Genomic DNA, 16,459 nt, shown 5'->3' with positions numbered 1-16,459 from the left:
CTTCTAATCTTTGACGACGCATTTAGCCGTGCTAAGAAAACGCATGACGCGACAAGCGAGGCCTTGGCTATGCGTGCATTTATCGACAATGGCCGGGGCTTCGCCTTCGGTGAAGCGATATACCCGGCAGGCGGCGTCTACGGGCCCCTGAAAGAACGCTATGTGACCTTGCTGATCATCCATGAAGGCAAGGCAAGGGTCATCTGCGACGATGACGAGACCGTCTTGAGTTCCCGGAGCTGCGGCTTCTTCCGCAATGAGCGAAGCATCTCCATGGAATACACCGAAGGACGACACACGCGGGTGAGCTGGTGCGAGGGCTACGCTGGCGACGTCAGCGAAGCACTTGCCTCGCGGCTGCGCTCGTTGCCGACCCGGATTCCCCTGCCGCAGCGCATCGAGAGCATTCAGCGTATCGGGGTGGAGCTCGGCGCAGGCTCGGGTTCCAATCTCAACCAGCTTCGCAACACACTGGGAGAGTCGATCTTTCTCGCCTACTTCCATGAAGCGCAGATGTCCGAGCAGGAGCGGCTCACGCCGCGTTCCGTTCTGCGCGCCCGCTTCTACATCGACGAGAACTACGAAAAGGAGATTACGGTCCAACGCCTCGCCGCTCTTGTCGGTGTCACGCCGCAACATCTGGTTTCATCATTCCGCAAGCACATCAGCACCACCCCGATGCGTTATCTCTGGCAAGTCAGGGCCTCGCGCGGCCATTCCCTGCTGCTGCAGACGGCTCTGCCGATCTCCGACATCGCCTATCAGTGCGGCTACAAGAACCCATTCCACTTCTCGCGGCAGATATCCGAACAGTTCGGAATGTCTCCGCGCCAGGTTCGCGAAAACAAGGGCTACCGCGTGGCAAGCGACGTCGCCGAAGGCGCTGGCGACACAGCCTATGGCATGGCGCTTCCCGATACGACGGTACTCCAGCCCGAGACGTCACCGGCGATGATGGTCGAAGAAGAAATCCCCCCCAACACAACAGCCTAGAGTGGCCGTTCGGCGGGCTTGGTCGCGCACATGGATCGCACGAAGTGCCGTTGCGTACGCGGTTGCCGACCCCAATGCCGAAGCAGCTTGGCTGGACATTGAACGCAAGTTCAAGGATTTTTTGACGCGTCTTCAGTGGCGCGCCAGACGACGTATTGGGGGCCGGGAGCGGTCCGTCAGCTCCGCGGATGAGGTAATGGAATAGCGGCCGTTCCGGTCGCGACGAATTGATCTTGGTGCCGGTCATCAGCATCAGGATCAGGCGCAAGTGATCCTCGCCATGGTCCTGGCCGATCTCGCGCAGCGTAGGCTTACAGCATTCACGCGGCTTCCAGCTGGTCGGACTATGCTCGTGCCCTTCCCGCAGGATCACCCCGCATTCACGGGCAACTTTCCAGATATCGCATCGATGCTTCACTCGCGCTTCCGATGCAGGTCGGGAACGGACATCGGGTGCTTGCCGTTGTTTTTGGGAAAGGAGGCCCGCCATGCAAGACCAAGTTGCTGTGCCCTTCCGATCCGGCAGCTGCGTTTGTCGGGGCGTCACATTTCGGGTAACCGGCGATCCGCTCAGGGTCGGCATTTGCCATTGCACTGAGTGCCGCAAGACGAGTGGTGCTCCATTCGCGGCGTTTGCTGTTTGGCCATCGGAGGCATTCGAACAAAGATCCGGCTTCACGACCACGTACGCCGGCCGAAGCTTTTGCACTACATGCGGAGGCCGCGTGTTTTCCGTGTCCGACGAGGAGGTCGAAGTCATGATTGGAAGTCTCGACGAGGCTCCGACCGACTTGACCCCGGAATACGAGTTGTGGGCCGGGCGCCGCGAGACGTGGTTTACCCCCCTGCCCGACACGGTTCAGTTTGAAGGTGATCGGGATCCGCCTAGTCATTCGCAAGCCCCTGGCCCCGTAACGGCCGATGAGCCCTCTCCACCTTGACCTGCCGGCCTTTGACAATGACGGCACCTAGCGCGGCCTCCTGATCCTGTGCAGCGCGGGCGGCGCGTTCCTCATGCCATTCAGCGACACCAAGGACGTCTTTGGCGACTTCGGCCCGCTCGGCATAGATCGTTGGGTTCAGGATGCGCCTGACGCGCACGCCTTGGCCACCTCAATGGCCTGACTAGCAGTATCGCATTCGACCGGGGCATCATCCTTGCGAACATAGCGCCAGCGCTTAAATGCGAAGAGCAACATCGGGCGATATCGACCGTTCCACGGCATCGTGCGTCGCCAGATAAAGCAATATGATCTTACTGAGAGGACGAGGTGCTGCCCTATGGCTGCATCATGACCGGCGACCGGGAAGCGAATGCTCCATGGAGGAGGAAGCGTAAGGCTCGCAGCTGAATCGTCACCGTCGACGCCCCGATTGTCGTCGACGGTGACGGGGCCGTGACCGGACAGTCTGCCTTGTATCCTGCACACCGCGACAGCTGACATTCGCGCACAGTGAACAGGTTGGCACCGAAGTCCCGTCATAAACGCTTGTCCTGGAACATCCAACGCGCGTTTCGATGACAGGTCACGATCGCCCATTTTTTAGCTGAACTTACAGATGCATGCAGTTATCGGCGCCTTATCGCAGAATTCGCAAGGGTCTATCTCTCTGGCAGACAACGCTCGCCGAGACCGGGCGACATGCGCAGAGAGCTCTGGATATGAGACGATACGCCTATATTGCGGCAGTGGCCGCGCTCGCTGCCTGCGCCGCGCCCCTCGTCGGCTGGCAGGTCCATGCCGAGACCGCGCGGGTGCAGTTTCCGGAGCTCGAGGCGCTGGTCCACTACACCACGGTGCGGCGCGGCGAGGTGACCGAGCACATTATGACGACGCCCGAGGCGATCGAGGCAGTCAAGCAGAGGCAGCCCATACCGCACGGCACCCATTTCGTTCTCGTCGACTACCGCAATGACCAGGTCTTTCGTCATGGAGAAGGGCCCGGACTGGGGGCTCGACTATGACGAGTCCCTACCCACGGACGACTGGCAGTTCCAGCGGTTCTGGCCGGACCGGTCGGTGAACATGGACGAGAACACGGCGCGCTGCCAATCGTGCCACAGCAGCCAGTCGGGCAGCGGCTTCCTGTTCACGGCAAACCGGGTTCCCCGCTTCGACGGCACGCCGGTCGAATAGGATTTCGCCCATGTCCCGCATTTTCCTCATGCGGCTCGGCTTCGATCTCGCCGCCGCCGCGCTACTCCTGTTGTGCAGTCAATTCTCGCTTGGCTCCGACCGCCGCCCACCTAGGATCGTTAACCAAATATTAACCTCTGTTGATGCAATTTAAACGCGGACATGAGGCCAAGGCCCCCCCGCTTAGGTTCTCAATCCGCCCCCATGCAAGCCCCGCCGCCGCAAGGTTGCGGGGCTTTTTGTGCGATAGGGAACGCTTAAGCCTTGACGTTGTTTGGGGCACGGCGGAAACGCCGGAGGTAAACATGACCGACGTGCCAAACAAGCCGCTAGATCCTCGGATCGCTTTCGTCCAGCGTTTGGCAAAGGAGACCAATATCACTGAAGAGCAGGCTCGAAAGCTTATTGCTCTCATCGGATACGAGTGGTCGTCCCTGGTGAGAGAGGCGACGCTGTTGGCGAAAAAGAAATAACGTCACTCTCCGACGCCTAGGCGATCCTTCGGATACGACCTTGCGCCAGTCGGAACATGCCGCTCATCCCGCCTTGTTTTGCGAAATCGGATTGCAGCTCATCCCAAATACCGAGATGTCTGCCGCAATCCTCACACGAAATCGGCGTGTTCGGCTCTACATTTTCAGGAATACGTAGGCGAACGGTGCCGCAATGAGGACATTCGAGCTTGTGATTGAGGTACTGAGCGTCGCCCATGATCAGATCCTCCTGCTATGTCCGAAACGTATTCAGATGGCGGCGGATTTCAAGGGATTTGTACGGCTACGCCCCGCCGTATCCGTGGTCGGAGGAGCCATCCTGATTGAATGCCTGCAACCGGCTTGTCTTAAGCGTTCCCATCCACTTCGCCATCTTCCTCAAGCATCCGCACCGGCAGATACCCGCCCTTTCCAGCCATTCGCCCGGGGTTTACCGGCCGTTGCCGCGCCACCATGGCTGAAGCGGGCATGTATCCAGTACCGTTGAATAACCACCCAATCGCCCTGTCGCCTGTCGGTGGCAGGGCTTTTTGCCGTTGCTTTCTAGATCATTGAAGCCTTCGTGCGCCGGAGCGAGTGAGTGCCATATTCCTCTGCACGCAGCCCGATCGCGGTCACCCACTCGTCGACCAAGCGGGCGTATTGCCTTGTGCTCATGTGGTGTGCGTGACCGACTCGACTTGGGAATGCAAAGTCCTCGACGGTACCACCACGCCGTTCCAGCCAAGCCAACAGGCTTGCTCTCACATCGCTGGTGATCTCAAACTGCACTGGCCGGCCTGTCTTTTGCTGAACTACGATCGCGCGGGTCCTGATCTCTGTCCCAGCGACCACATCGCCAATCCTGATCTTGACCAGGTCGCAGCCGCGAAGCTTGCTGTCGATGGCAAGATCGAACAGGGCACGGTCACGAATGCGGCGCTCGCGATCGAGAAAGAAGCGAACGGCCCAGATCTGTTTCTGCGTGAGCGGACGCTTCGTTCCCACCTTCTTGCCAGCGTTCCAAGCCGCGCGCTCGCGGCTGGCATCATCGAATTGAGAATGGCCCATGTGAGTTCTCCTCGGCCGTGATTGGCCGAAGGAGAAACGGTGCAGGGCACTCGCCGCTTGGGGGCCGGAAGCTTGCTGGTCTGGTTTCGGCAGCTGCACGGTAATAGCGGCCGCTCTGGTGCTTACCTTATCGCGAAAGTAAGCACCCTCGCCTCTGGTATCTAGATTTGCCTGACCAGGTCGCCGCCACTCCCCTGTACCAAGGGAACAAAATCGGACGCCGATCGAGGGCTACCGCCGATAGACAGGATAGGCAAACAATCAGTCGAACCGCCTGGGCGTTGCCAGGCGGTTAACCCAGACACCGGCTCTATTTCTCCAAAAGCTCGTTTGTATAAAAATCAGACGAAGGCCGGCGCTCGCCTATCTGCTCATTCGTGGAAATTAGGTCCAGTGCCTCATTGATAAGGTCGTCGCTAATCCACCCGATTGGTTTCTCACTCCCAGTATCCAAAGTCGCAGAAGTTGCCACTATTTGTTGTTGGACCAATTCCTGGGAGGGAGCCGCGCTCCAGGCTTGAAGTAGCGCTGCTGTAGCTGATGCGGGATCCTCGCGAGTAAGTTCAATGGCTTCTTTGGTAGACTGTAGGAAGCGTTTGAGGACGTCGGGCTTTTCGGCAATGCCACGGTCGCTTACCACCGCCGCCAGGCCTGGCACCGACAAACCAAAGTTCGGAAGGTCGAGGACGGCAAACTTCATCCCGGTCCGCTGTTCGATGAGTGGGAGATCCACATTGGTGTAGATGGTAATCAGATCGACGCGCCCTTGCATGAATTGTGGGATCTTCAGTTGCGGATCTAACTGAATTTGCTGGATTTTGTTGCAATCAACATTGTTGGCCTTGCAGAAAGCACCCAGATAAGTCGTAGCGGTGTCACCGACCGAAACTGCAAGCGAGCGGCCTTCGAGTTCGCTTGGCTTGGTAACAGCGTTGTCCAGCTTCGAGATGAATGCGAACGGAGTGCGCTTTTGGTAGATCGCCGCGATCTTGACGGGCATGCCCTTCTGGATTGCCGAGATAGCAAATATCGCAGGCACAATAACAACGTCCTCGTTGCCTTGAACAAGCGCGCCTAGAGCCGCTTGCGCTCCAGCACCTTCGCCCAAATGTGGATCGACATTATTGCGTTGATACAAACCCTTTTCTTTCCCGAGATAGAAGAATCCATACTCTCCCTTCAATTTCCAGCTGAATCTCACATTGACCTGGTCAGCTGCCCACGATGTGATTGGCATTGCGGCAGTTGCAGCAAATAGGACCACACTTATGATTTTCAGTATCTTCGACATGCTATTCTCCCATTGTGTTGATCGCCCATTGGATGCCACCCTCGTCGCTTCAAATTGTCGTTCTATTGAGTGGCCCAACGATGGATATCTTGACTGGTTATGACTTCAGCACACCTTCTTCGCCGCCCAGGTCGCGATATAGTCCATCAGCCCGGGCGAAAGGCAGTCGTAAGGCTCGAGGCCGAGTTCCTTCAGCCGGCCACGCACGCCGTCCATCTCGGAGGGATCGACGCCCGCCTCGATGATCGACGACACGAAGGCAGCAAAACCGGGCCCGGCCCAGCCTGCTTCCTGGAAGCGCTCGGGATGGATGAAGTCGAGGCTCTTGAAGGCGTGGTCGCGCTCGACCGGACCGTACATGTGCACGCCGCAGGCCTTGCAGGCATGGCGTTGGATCAGTGCTGACGGATCGACCACGGCGAGCTTGTCGCCGTTTTCCAGCACAGTGACGTTTTCATGCGCGGTGACGGCGACGACAGAAAACTTGGCGCCCTCGGGCTTCCAGCACTTGGTGCAGCCGCAGGCATGGTTGTGGGCGACCTGCCCCTTGATCGCCACCTTCACCGGCCGGTCGGCGCAGGCGCAGACAAGCGTGCCGCCGCTGAAGCTTGAGCTGCCGGGTTTGACCCCGCCGTCGACTGCGGGATGTATCGATACTGAAATCATATCTTGTTGCTCCGTGTTGCTGAGAAAAATTTGGATGCGGATGCTCCCACAAAGGGAGCTCAGTAAACGACCACGCTTCTGATGCTTTCGCCCGCATGCATCAGGTCGAAGCCCTTGTTGATGTCTTCGAGCTTGAGCGTATGCGTGATCATTGGGTCGATCAGGATCTTGCCTTCCATGTACCAGTCGACGATCTTCGGCACGTCGGTGCGGCCGCGCGCGCCGCCAAAGGCGGTGCCCTTCCAGGTCCGACCGGTGACCAGCTGGAATGGCCGCGTCGCAATCTCCTGGCCGGCACCGGCGACGCCGATGACGATGCTTTCGCCCCAGCCGCGATGCGATGCTTCGAGCGCCTGGCGCATCACCTTGACGTTGCCGGTGCAGTCGAAGGTGTAGTCGGCGCCGCCGATCTGGTCGGCGCCACGCTTGGTCATGTTGACGAGGTAAGGCACGATATCGCCCTCGACCTCCTTCGGATTGACAAAATGCGTCATGCCGAACTTTTCGCCCCAGGCCTTGCGGTCATTGTTGATGTCGACGCCGATGATCATGTCGGCACCGGCAAGGCGCAGGCCCTGCAGCACGTTGAGGCCGATGCCGCCGAGACCAAAGACAATCGCCGTCGAACCGATCTCGACCTTGGCGGTGTTGATGACCGCCCCGATGCCTGTCGTCACGCCGCAGCCGATGTAGCAGATCTTGTCGAAGGGCGCGTCCGGGTTGACCTTGGCGAGCGCGATCTCGGGCAGCACGGTGAAGTTCGAAAACGTCGAGCAGCCCATGTAATGGAAGATCTTGTCCTTGCCGATCGAGAACCGGCTGGAGCCGTCAGGCATCAACCCTTGTCCTTGCGTCGCGCGGATCGCGGTGCAGAGGTTGGTTTTCCGCGACAGGCAGGACGGGCACGAGCGGCATTCCGGCGTGTAGAGCGGGATGACGTGGTCGCCCTTCTTGAGCGAGGTCACGCCCTTACCGACATCGACGACGACACCGGCACCCTCATGGCCGAGGATAGCCGGGAAGATGCCTTCGGGATCGGCACCCGACAGCGTGAACTCGTCGGTGTGGCAGATGCCGGTCGCCTTGATCTCGACAAGCACCTCGCCCTCGCGCGGCCCCTCGAGGTCGACCTCCATGATCTCGAGCGGCTTTCCGGCTCCTACGGCGACGGCGGCGCGGGTTTTCATCGATGATCCCTATTTGGTGTTGAGTAGTATTATATATCGAGCACTAATTGCTTTGATTTCGCACGCGAACAACAAATGGACATCTGTTTGTTTTCGAGTTTTTCTTTTTCGGTCTGATAAGTATCTCGGTGGTCGACATCGCCACTTATTACTCGTGTCAAACACGTTCCACAGATGCCTTGCTCACAAGAAAGAGTCGGTACGATTCCGGCATCAATAAGTGCATCGGCGATCGACTTGTCGGAGGGCACGGTAATCGTCTTTCCGCTGCGCGCAGCCACGACCTCAAACTCGGCCTCCCCTTCGACTTTGAGTGACGTAAAGCTTTCGATATGAATTTGGTCTGCAGAGCAGCAGCCAGAACTCTTCGCAGCGTTTGTGACAAAATCCATGAAGCCTCTAGGGCCGCAAATGTAGATTGTGGCCTGCGGGCCTATCCCGGCAAAAACGCGCGAGGGATCGAAGCGCTGCTGGGATGGCCCCTCATCCAGGTGAAGGTGAAATTTCGATGCGAAAGAACTAGCGGCGATCTCGTCGATGAAGGCCGCGCGATCCCGGGAACGAGCGCATAGGTGAAAGGTGAACTCCGCTCGCAGGATAGATAGCTGATATGCCATCGACAGGATCGGCGTGACGCCAATTCCTCCTGCGACTAGCACAACATCTGTTAAACTTGCTGTGAGGCCAAAATTGTTCCGTGGCCGGCCGATACGGATGACATCATCGGTGTGGAATGTCTCATGGATCGCTTTAGATCCGCCTCTCGAGGTCGCCTCTTTTTGGACTGCAAGGCGATAATAAGAGGGGTCGGCCGGATCGTTGCATATCGAGTATTGTCGAATGACGCCTTCGTTGATGAAAACGTCGACGTGGGATCCGGCCGAAAAGGGAGGAAGGTCAAAATCACCAGCAGGAACAATTTCTAAGCATGCAATGTCTTTTGCGATCACCTCGAAACGACGGATGCGCACGTTCATAAATTGACTAGCTTCATTGGTCATCGGCATACAAACCCATTGATCAGGATTTTCGGCTCCCACGTTGTCGAGGAGAGACCTGACTTCTAGAATTGTAAGCAAGCGCAACGGTGCGGGGAAATTGGCATTGTGGACGGCTGCTATCCGTCAGCGCGATAGATCAGTTTTTCGTTTTTGATTTCTGAGCCGCAACACGGACCACTTCGTCGCGCATCCATTGCAGGCCGGGGTCCCGGTCATGGGAACGGCGCCACTGCAAGACGTCAGTCATTAGTGGCAGCTCAAACGGGACCTCAACTGTTCGAATTGGAAGGTGTGCGGCCGCTCGCTCAGCTAGATCCTGGGGCACCAATGCGAGGAAATGGGTCCCGATCAAAGCATCGGGCAGCAGCGTAAAGCTGGGAGCCGTAATTCCTGCTCTTGGGGCCTTTCCGAACTGCTTAAGAAACCAGGCTTCGATAAAGGTCGTTCGTTCACTATAGGCTTGCGCATGCCTGACTTCTAGAAAGTCTTCCAATGAAATCGAATTGCCGATCAGATCGTTGTTCGCCCAAACGATGCATACATATGCTTTAGAGGGCAGCGGGAGAAAATGGCAATCCTCAAGCATAAATCGGTCAGGGACAATCAGAAGGTCGATGTCAGTCTTGTAGAAGCGGGAACTCGGACCTTGGTAGTAAATGTTCACCGAAGGTGCAATTAGGCGCAAATGCGAAATAATTTCGACTATTAACGTTGCCCAGACATAGTCGGAACAGGCGATGGTAAACTGCCTGTCCGAACTCGCAGGATCAAATGCGCTCCTCATCGCTAGGAGTTTTTCTGTTTCGGAGAGAATTGCGGAGAGTGGGGTAATTAGCTCCTCTGCCAAGGGCGTGAGCGCCATGCGGCGGCCGCTTCTAACTACGAGGTCGTCCTCAAAATGCTCACGTAGACGGGCGAGGATCCCGCTCGTGGCGGATTGACTTAAGCACAGCCGCTCGGATGCACGCGTAATGTTCTGGTGCGTGAGAATTGCGTCCAGCGCGACCAGCAAATTCATATCAAGGTGACGGAATCGCATGACGCGCTTTTGAACGGTTGGGGCTCCCTGCACGTTAGCTCATCTCCGCAGCGCGGGCCACAAATCGCTTGATCATTCTCGTTGCCAATCCAAATGAGAATAGCCCGCTGCGCCCCGGACGAGACTTTGCTCTTTCCGGGGCGCGCAAGAGTCAAATGCTAGCGCTCCGCTTGCAGCTTGGCGTCAACGATACGCCGAGCTCTGACAGCCGGCCCATCGGTTTGCAGCAAGACGGGATTGAGCGCCATCAGCTCGCTGGTGTCGATCGCAATCTGTTGGGCCTCGATTACTGGCTTATCTTCGTCGTCAAAGACCGCTACCCCAACCCGCAAGAGCTCCTCACTCAACGCTACTTCGTCCTGGCGGAAGTCACGTGACATGGCCCAGAAATAGTGAGTGGTAAGGTCCGTTTCAGGGGTGAGCAGGTGCGAGGTGGGGATTGATAGCCCTTCTTCGACAGGCCGGCCAACGCCAGTCATTCCAACGTCGAGTAGCAGGAGTGATGGCGTCGACCAACGCATGAAGTTGCGATGGTCGCCTCGCTGATCCGCCGGATAGCCGAGCATCTGGAAGTACTTGTTTGGGTATTGGTTCGGTCGCGAGAAGCGTGCCCAGACTTCGTTGTCTGACGGATTCTTCTCCGGCTCGAAGTGTGGCGGTCCCTCCGCATTCTTAAACATTGGGTGGATGTATTGACCATGGCTAAGATCGAGAAGGTTATCGGAAATGAGCTGGTAACCCGCCCTGACATGAAGATAGCTGCTGACTGTGCAAAACCTCGGGTCTGTCATGATGCTGAAGTCAGCGATCAGGCCTTCATCGGCCAGCTCGGCTTCGCCGAACCAAAGCCAAGCCACGTTGTACTTCTCGACAACCTTATAACTTTTCACTCGAGCCGCGCGCGGGATCTTACCATCTCCGTGCGGGTTGAGAGTGCAAGCGCCTGACGGATCAAAGCAGAGTCCGTGATATGCGCACTCGACAATGTCGCCTTCAAGCCTGCCAAGATGAAGCGGAACAAAACGGTGCGGACAACGATCTTCGATTGCGGCGACACCACCGGCTTCGGTGCGATAAAAGACGATCTTTTCATTGGCGATCGTACGTGCAAGCATCTGTCGAGTTATTTCTTTCGACCAAGCTGCTGCGTACCAAGTGTTTCTGATAAAAGGCATGGACTCCTCTCTGGCTCCGATTTGTGGATAGGTCCTGAGCCAAAGATTGTCACTTGAGACGCTTTTGTTGAAATCGTGAATCCAAATATCGACTATCGATCAAATCACTAGTTCGATGCCCGCCTAGATGCGGTGGAGCGGCCAAGCCGTTCGGTTTTCAACCCATTGCGAAACTGCCTCGTCTGAGATGGCGGCATCCGTGAAAAGGGGCCGACAACGGACTGTCCGCTCTCCGCCTCAATCCAGCGGATAGCTGCCGACCTCGTATTAGTTGCTCCTTTCCACCATGACGCCGCCAGATTGCGGACGTTAAAGGTGGCCCGGCTGCGACAAGGCAGCCCATGCGCGGCCGGCGCCAGCTTTCGTTCAAGTCGGGGGACGCCTTAGAAACCTCAAGCTTCTCTTGGCTCGATCGCAGTCATCCGGATCGGCGCAGACCCGCCGCACTGGCACGTTAACTCGAAACCACCCTTTGTCGCTGTTCACCAAGCTTGTCTATGTGCAGGTGCATCACATTGCCGGGCTTGAGAAACACGGGGGGTATCTGTGCCATTCCGTTGCCCGGGGGCGTGCCGGTCGTGATCACGTCGCCTGACTGAAGGCTCATAAAGCCAGATACATATGAAACGATCTCGGCGATCCCGAAAATCATCGTGCGCGTTGAGCCGTCCTGATAGCGCTTGCCATCGACCTCGAGCCACATGTCCAGATTGCTTACGTCTCCAGCCTCGTCCTTCGTGACGAGCCATGGGCCAAGGGGCCCAAACGTATCGCAACCCTTGCCCTTGTCCCATGTTCCGCCGCGCTCCATCTGGAAATCACGCGCCGACACGTCATTGACAATGCAATAGCCTGCCACGTGATCGAGTGCGTCAGCCTCGTCGATGTAGACGCCGCCCTTGCCAATGACGACTCCAAGCTCCACTTCCCAGTCGACCTTGGTGGATCCGCGTGGAATGACGACGTCGTCGTTCGGGCCGCTGATTGAACTTGTGGCTTTGAGCAAGACCACAGGCTCTTGTGGCACTTCCTGCTCCACCTCGGCGGCGTGGTCGCCGAAATTGAGGCTGATGGCAATGAACTTGCCGACCCGGCCCACGCAAGGGCCAAGCCTCACCTCCCCCTCAATCATCGGCAACGAGCGCGGATCAATAGCAGCGAGCCGCATGAGCGTCCCTGTCTCCAAGGCGTTGCCCGACAGGTCGTCGATGTGTTCCGAAAGATCGCGAATACAGCCGTCCTGATCCAGCAGGCCCGGGCGCTCGCGGCCCTTCTCGCCATATCGCAAGAGCTTCATTTCTTATGTCCTGACTTATTGAGGCTACCGGCAGAGTTGCGCCAGACCAAGGCCATTGGGCATCAAGCCGCCGCGCCTGAGTGCATCGTCCCATGTCGCGACATGGGCAGGGTTAACCGTGGCATCGGGCACCCAAAGCTCTGCGCGCTGGTATCGTGCCACCTGTGCGGCAATGTCAGTTGCTCTTTTGTCCGCGAAGACCTTGGCAAGTACACGCGATGCCTCTTGGGCTGAGTTGTCATAAAGCCATATAGCCGCCGCAGAGACTGCCTGGCGAAACGCGACGAAAGGCCTATTCTTTTCAGCGGCGAGCACTGATGTGCTGCAATAGACGCTCCACGGTACAGGCCCCAGCGCAGCAGCAACGGATGCAACCTCCTTCAACCCTGTCCGTGGTTCGATGGATTCGGGGTCTACCAGCAGAAAATCTCCAACACCGCGCTTGAATTCGGACACTGCCTGTTCGGCAGAGTAGCCAATCACAAAGGCGACTTCGTCGAGTGCTAAGCCTTTGTTGAACAAAGCTTGGCGGAATGCGACCCATGGCGTAGGCACGTTGGTCGGCGATACAACGACTGTCGCGCCTCGCAGTTTTCCCCATACGAACGTTTGTTGGTCTTCGCGCGCCATCAGCCAGTGGCGCGTATTCTGATTGCTCTGGGCCACGAGGACCGGCGAAAGACCTTCCTGCACCATCCTCAAGGCAAAGAGCACACTGCCGAGAACCAGATCTGCCTGACCGTTGTTCAAGGTATCGATGATGGCGGAATCTCCCGCTGGACAGGCCAGCAACTCCACCTCTACACCCTCACGTTCAAAGAACCCAAGCGCCTGGGCCACGTATTGCGGGGCGTAGGCAAGATGGTGGGCGCTGGCAATTGCAAGTCTGGAGGATGACATGTCAGCTCAGCTTCAGACCAATTTCGCCGGAAAGCAGCGGTTCGATGACCAACCCGTTGCCTGTTGCAAGGGTGTCCTGAACGGGCGCTATCATGCTGGAGATGTGCCGATGCATCAGCCGTTGCGACCGCTCCGGATCGCGAGAGATCAGCGCTTCTGCAATCTCCACATGCTCGTTGGCATGGCCGGCCACTCTGGAGGACTGCACGGAGACATTTTCCAGAACGCCCGTAAGCGCCGGATTCGACGGCTCGAGCAGTACAAGCGCGACCGAGATCAGCATCGGATTGTGCGAGGCCTCGGCAATGCTTCGATGAAAGCGCGTGGAGCTCTCTGCCTCCGGAACACGTTCAGCCCTAACGTCACGGACATGCGATTGCGCCTGAGCAAGAATGTCCTGGAGTTCGGCATCGCTTGCACGAAGTGCGGCGAGGCGAGCTCCTTCGGCTTCCACCGCACGCCGCACCAACAGGAGTTCATGGAGGTCCGACAGATCCGTGACGGTTGCTGCATCCATGAGACGGGAGCTTTTCTCGCGCATGGTCATCTTGTCACGCAGGTCTTCCAAGCGTGCGATGCCGTCCCGGGTGATTGTGCGGCCGCGTTTTCCTCCATCGCCCTTGATGAGGCCAAGAAGGTCAAGCTGGCGCAGAAACCGACCAGCAGTCGCCTGTGACAGGTCGTGCCCAGCCTCCTGCAAGGCTTCCGCCAGACGCATCGACCCCACTGGTCCATCTGCTTCCGCAAGCACGCCAAGGGCGACCAATTCCAGCGCCTCGTTTCTATCAGTCTCCATCATCCGCCCCCTTGCAACGGCGCCGCCAATTATACGATTCGAGCGCGCCAATCAGTGTGATGATACCGGAAATAACTGGAGTATTGACGCCCGCCTGCCGCGCGAGTTTTTCTATCGGAATGAGACCGTAGGGAACATCCTCTGTAACGAACCGTCTGGAGAACGTCCGGCCCATGCGTGGTGACACGGCCTCGCGAGCGCCTGGCCCATAGGACTTCAGCGAAAACTCGGTGCGAGCAATGGCGTAGTCTCCAAGCCCAAGAGCGCGCATGACCTGCATGCGTTCATGGTCCAGCGCCGTACGCAGCTGCAGTACCTCTTCGGAGGAATAGTCCTCGAGGTAGAAGGCGCCGCCACGGGTCGCATCAGGCGCGACCGGCTCGGAGCAGCGGGCCTCGGCGGCATTCAAGAGATAGCTCGGCACGTGAGCGACCGGGTTCTGGTTGTTCAAGCTGGAGGCAAGCGCGTTGTCGCAAACTTCGATGCCCGGAACGATACCTGCGAGCAGTTCATGATGTTTGCGAGCAAGCCCGTCTTCGAATGAGCTCAACTCCATCCAACGCTTACGGGCAGTCACGTGCACCCTACCCGGCTCTGGACTGCAAACGAGGAAGGGCGTGGTGTTGAGTTCGAGCACCGCTGGCCTTGTCGTGCAGCCACCCGCTTCGAGAGCGGCAGCAAAGCGCTGTGAACCGTTCACATAGCCATTGGCAAGAAGCACTAAGTGCTCGTTCATCAACGCCGGAGCAAGTGCATGAGCGACCGCCTCGTGGGCGTCGACGGTCGTAGCCACCAGTATCACTCGACCCTTAGCCGCGGCATCGGCATCGAGAGCGAGAGGAGGCATCAAAACATTCACCTCACCCATGTGGCCGCTAAGTCTGATCTGTCCAACCTCGCGCAAGGCATCAACATGGGCCGAATTGTGCTCGACAAGCGCACTGACTGTGTAGCCGCGCCGTGTAAAATCGACGACGAAAGTCTGGCCGATGGCGCCAGCACCGATAACCGCTATCTCAGGAAACGCGGTCATTTCGACACTCTCTCCGGCCGGATGAAGCGGCCATATCCCGGCTCTGCCGTAACAACTCCGTTGCGTGCAACTTCCCTGCCGCGAACATAGGTGGCTGCAATGCCGCCTCGCGTTTCGCGCCCATCCCAAAGCTGTGCAGCGTCACGGCTCTTCGATTGCATGACGTTGCGATCGACGTTGCCGCGTTGGGAAAGATCGATAAGCACGAAATCTGCGTCGGCGCCCTCGATCAGGGCCCCCTTCCTTGGCGCAAGACCAAAGAGCTGCGCAACATTGCCAGACACAAGCCTTGTCAGTTGCGGCAGTGTCAGTCGCCCGCACACCACCTCGGTGATCAAAACAGTCAAAGCAGATTCAATGCCATGCACACCGGACGGCGCCTGCCAGATGTCGCTCCAGCCAGGGTCCTTCTCTGAAACCAGATAAGGAGCATGGTCGGTGCCGATGAAATCGATCGTGCCATCCAACAGGGCTGCCCAAACAGCCGCGCGATCACTCTCGGATCGGAGCGGCGGATTGATCTTGCCGTAGGGACCGACCTTGAGAAGAACCTCCTCGTTGAGAAGAAGATGATGCGGACATGCCTCCGCCGTCACGCGCCATCCTTGACGCTTGGCGTGGCGAATGCGCTCCAAGGCTCCAGACGTACTGATATGCGCGAAGCTGATGCGCGCATCTGCTTCGCGTGCCAGCAGGATCGCGCGGCTTACCGCCTCTTCCTCGGCGAAGTTGGGGCGCGACTCTCCGTGTGCGGCCGGGTCATTCCGACCCTGGGCGCGCAGGCTCGCGGCAAGCGACTTGCACAGTACGTCATTTTCGGCGTGGAGCACGCCGATGCGCCCGGTCTGTGCGATCCGTTTCATGGCAAGGAGAAAGACATAGTCATCGGGCAGACAACGCGTCAGTCCATCCGGACCGGCGGAGGGGGCCGGTGCATTCATGAAGGACTTGAAGGCCACGGCGCCGGCATCGGCCTGCTCGACAATAGTATCGAGGTTGCTCGCTCCTGCCCCGCCATAAAGTGCAAAGTCGATCAGAGAACGCGACTGAAGATATTCGGCTTTGCTGGTGAGGATCGCGGACGTCGACACGGCCGGCACCGTATTCGGCATGTCGAAGACCGTCGTCACACCGCCGATGGCGGCGGCGGCCGTGCCGCTCACGAAGTCGTCTTTGTCTGCTTGGCCAGGATCGCGCATGTGCACATGCGGATCGATCATACCCGCCATGACAAAAAGACCCTGCGCGTCGATATCGCCGGACTGCAGGGGCGTGCCCCAAGGCTCGAACCCGACGATGATCTCGCCATGCAGGATCATGTCGGCCTCAACGATACCGTCGGCCAGTACTATCTTCCCGCCGCGGATGGCGCGTTCGGCATCAGGCACCGTCGTCGCTC

15 protein-coding genes and 2 pseudogenes are annotated in these 16,459 nt (G+C 58.1%); 4 read left to right on the top strand and 13 right to left on the bottom strand.

Going from position 1 to position 16,459, the window contains the following annotated elements:
• The first annotated feature begins 69 nt into the window (after window positions 1-69).
• The 4 genes and pseudogenes from J1C56_RS16760 to J1C56_RS16745 all read left to right on the top strand — a co-directional run bounded on the left by J1C56_RS16760 (window position 70) and on the right by J1C56_RS16745 (window position 3,604).
• Window positions 70-993, top strand: a complete 924-nt coding sequence (locus J1C56_RS16760; protein ID WP_214391182.1) for a helix-turn-helix transcriptional regulator — start codon at window positions 70-72, stop codon at window positions 991-993.
• Window positions 994-1,481: 488 nt separating this feature from the next.
• A complete protein-coding gene (locus J1C56_RS16755) occupies window positions 1,482-1,934 on the top strand; it encodes a GFA family protein (RefSeq protein WP_214391181.1) in 453 nt (150 codons plus the stop codon).
• 722 nt (window positions 1,935-2,656) lie between these two features.
• Window positions 2,657-3,131, top strand: a pseudogene (locus J1C56_RS16750) (cytochrome P460 family protein).
• Window positions 3,132-3,436: 305 nt separating this feature from the next.
• Complete coding sequence (locus J1C56_RS16745) at window positions 3,437-3,604, top strand: hypothetical protein (protein ID WP_214391180.1); 168 nt, start codon at window positions 3,437-3,439, stop codon at window positions 3,602-3,604.
• 16 nt (window positions 3,605-3,620) lie between these two features.
• Here J1C56_RS16745 and J1C56_RS16740 read toward each other — a convergent pair whose 3' ends face one another.
• The 13 genes and pseudogenes from J1C56_RS16740 to J1C56_RS16680 form a co-directional block, all read right to left on the bottom strand.
• Window positions 3,621-3,842 carry a hypothetical protein gene (locus J1C56_RS16740; protein ID WP_214391179.1) on the bottom strand — a complete coding sequence of 74 codons (222 nt, stop codon included), beginning with the start codon at window positions 3,840-3,842 and terminating at the stop codon, window positions 3,621-3,623.
• 329 nt (window positions 3,843-4,171) lie between these two features.
• Window positions 4,172-4,675, bottom strand: a pseudogene (locus J1C56_RS16735) (tyrosine-type recombinase/integrase); the annotation flags it as partial.
• 310 nt (window positions 4,676-4,985) lie between these two features.
• Complete coding sequence (locus tag J1C56_RS16730; RefSeq protein WP_214391177.1) at window positions 4,986-5,966, bottom strand: ABC transporter substrate-binding protein; 981 nt, start codon at window positions 5,964-5,966, stop codon at window positions 4,986-4,988.
• A gap of 105 nt (window positions 5,967-6,071) precedes the next feature.
• Window positions 6,072-6,632 carry an S-(hydroxymethyl)glutathione synthase gene (gfa, locus tag J1C56_RS16725; protein WP_214391176.1) on the bottom strand — a complete coding sequence of 187 codons (561 nt, stop codon included), beginning with the start codon at window positions 6,630-6,632 and terminating at the stop codon, window positions 6,072-6,074.
• Between the two features lie 59 nt (window positions 6,633-6,691).
• Window positions 6,692-7,819 (bottom strand): S-(hydroxymethyl)glutathione dehydrogenase/class III alcohol dehydrogenase, encoded by a 1,128-nt coding sequence (locus J1C56_RS16720; protein ID WP_115732167.1) that lies wholly within the window; start codon window positions 7,817-7,819, stop codon window positions 6,692-6,694.
• A 29-nt stretch (window positions 7,820-7,848) separates the two neighbouring features.
• Complete coding sequence (locus J1C56_RS16715; protein WP_214391175.1) at window positions 7,849-8,820, bottom strand: PDR/VanB family oxidoreductase; 972 nt, start codon at window positions 8,818-8,820, stop codon at window positions 7,849-7,851.
• A gap of 136 nt (window positions 8,821-8,956) precedes the next feature.
• Complete coding sequence (locus J1C56_RS16710) at window positions 8,957-9,859, bottom strand: LysR family transcriptional regulator (RefSeq protein ID WP_214391174.1); 903 nt, start codon at window positions 9,857-9,859, stop codon at window positions 8,957-8,959.
• 158 nt (window positions 9,860-10,017) lie between these two features.
• Entirely contained in the window at window positions 10,018-11,034 is a 1,017-nt protein-coding gene (locus J1C56_RS16705; RefSeq protein ID WP_214391173.1) for an aromatic ring-hydroxylating oxygenase subunit alpha, read from the bottom strand.
• Window positions 11,035-11,488: 454 nt separating this feature from the next.
• Entirely contained in the window at window positions 11,489-12,331 is an 843-nt protein-coding gene (locus J1C56_RS16700) for a fumarylacetoacetate hydrolase family protein (RefSeq protein WP_214391172.1), read from the bottom strand.
• A 24-nt stretch (window positions 12,332-12,355) separates the two neighbouring features.
• Entirely contained in the window at window positions 12,356-13,231 is an 876-nt protein-coding gene (locus J1C56_RS16695) for an ABC transporter substrate-binding protein (protein WP_214391171.1), read from the bottom strand.
• A gap of 1 nt (window position 13,232) precedes the next feature.
• Window positions 13,233-14,027, bottom strand: a complete 795-nt coding sequence (locus J1C56_RS16690; protein ID WP_214391170.1) for an FCD domain-containing protein — start codon at window positions 14,025-14,027, stop codon at window positions 13,233-13,235.
• Entirely contained in the window at window positions 14,017-15,060 is a 1,044-nt protein-coding gene (locus tag J1C56_RS16685) for an NAD/NADP octopine/nopaline dehydrogenase family protein (RefSeq protein ID WP_214391169.1), read from the bottom strand. Before J1C56_RS16685 ends, J1C56_RS16690 begins: the two co-directional genes overlap by 11 nt.
• The gene (locus tag J1C56_RS16680; RefSeq protein ID WP_214391168.1) at window positions 15,057-16,448 is read right to left on the bottom strand and encodes a dihydroorotase; all 1,392 of its coding nucleotides are present in this window, start codon (window positions 16,446-16,448) and stop codon (window positions 15,057-15,059) included. Before J1C56_RS16680 ends, J1C56_RS16685 begins: the two co-directional genes overlap by 4 nt.
• Window positions 16,449-16,459: the final 11 nt, after the last annotated feature.

The organism is Aminobacter anthyllidis, assembly GCF_018555685.1.
In the GTDB taxonomy this organism is placed as follows: Bacteria; Pseudomonadota; Alphaproteobacteria; order Rhizobiales; family Rhizobiaceae; genus Aminobacter; species Aminobacter anthyllidis.
Note: the sequence above shows the minus strand (reverse complement) of the source record. Positions and strands in the feature narration are given on the sequence as shown.

Excerpts from the sequence above, each read along its gene's own strand:
- J1C56_RS16760 (WP_214391182.1), top strand. The coding sequence starts at position 70 with ATGCGTGCATTTATCGACAATGGCCGGGGCTTCGCCTTCGGTGAAGCG.
- J1C56_RS16755 (WP_214391181.1), top strand. The coding sequence starts at position 1,482 with ATGCAAGACCAAGTTGCTGTGCCCTTCCGATCCGGCAGCTGCGTTTGT.
- J1C56_RS16745 (WP_214391180.1), top strand. The coding sequence starts at position 3,437 with ATGACCGACGTGCCAAACAAGCCGCTAGATCCTCGGATCGCTTTCGTC.
- J1C56_RS16740 (WP_214391179.1), bottom strand. The coding sequence starts at position 3,842 with ATGGGCGACGCTCAGTACCTCAATCACAAGCTCGAATGTCCTCATTGC.
- J1C56_RS16730 (WP_214391177.1), bottom strand. The coding sequence starts at position 5,966 with ATGTCGAAGATACTGAAAATCATAAGTGTGGTCCTATTTGCTGCAACT.
- gfa (WP_214391176.1), bottom strand. The coding sequence starts at position 6,632 with ATGATTTCAGTATCGATACATCCCGCAGTCGACGGCGGGGTCAAACCC.
- J1C56_RS16720 (WP_115732167.1), bottom strand. The coding sequence starts at position 7,819 with ATGAAAACCCGCGCCGCCGTCGCCGTAGGAGCCGGAAAGCCGCTCGAG.
- J1C56_RS16715 (WP_214391175.1), bottom strand. The coding sequence starts at position 8,820 with ATGACCAATGAAGCTAGTCAATTTATGAACGTGCGCATCCGTCGTTTC.
- J1C56_RS16710 (WP_214391174.1), bottom strand. The coding sequence starts at position 9,859 with ATGCGATTCCGTCACCTTGATATGAATTTGCTGGTCGCGCTGGACGCA.
- J1C56_RS16705 (WP_214391173.1), bottom strand. The coding sequence starts at position 11,034 with ATGCCTTTTATCAGAAACACTTGGTACGCAGCAGCTTGGTCGAAAGAA.
- J1C56_RS16700 (WP_214391172.1), bottom strand. The coding sequence starts at position 12,331 with ATGAAGCTCTTGCGATATGGCGAGAAGGGCCGCGAGCGCCCGGGCCTG.
- J1C56_RS16695 (WP_214391171.1), bottom strand. The coding sequence starts at position 13,231 with ATGTCATCCTCCAGACTTGCAATTGCCAGCGCCCACCATCTTGCCTAC.
- J1C56_RS16690 (WP_214391170.1), bottom strand. The coding sequence starts at position 14,027 with ATGGAGACTGATAGAAACGAGGCGCTGGAATTGGTCGCCCTTGGCGTG.
- J1C56_RS16685 (WP_214391169.1), bottom strand. The coding sequence starts at position 15,060 with ATGACCGCGTTTCCTGAGATAGCGGTTATCGGTGCTGGCGCCATCGGC.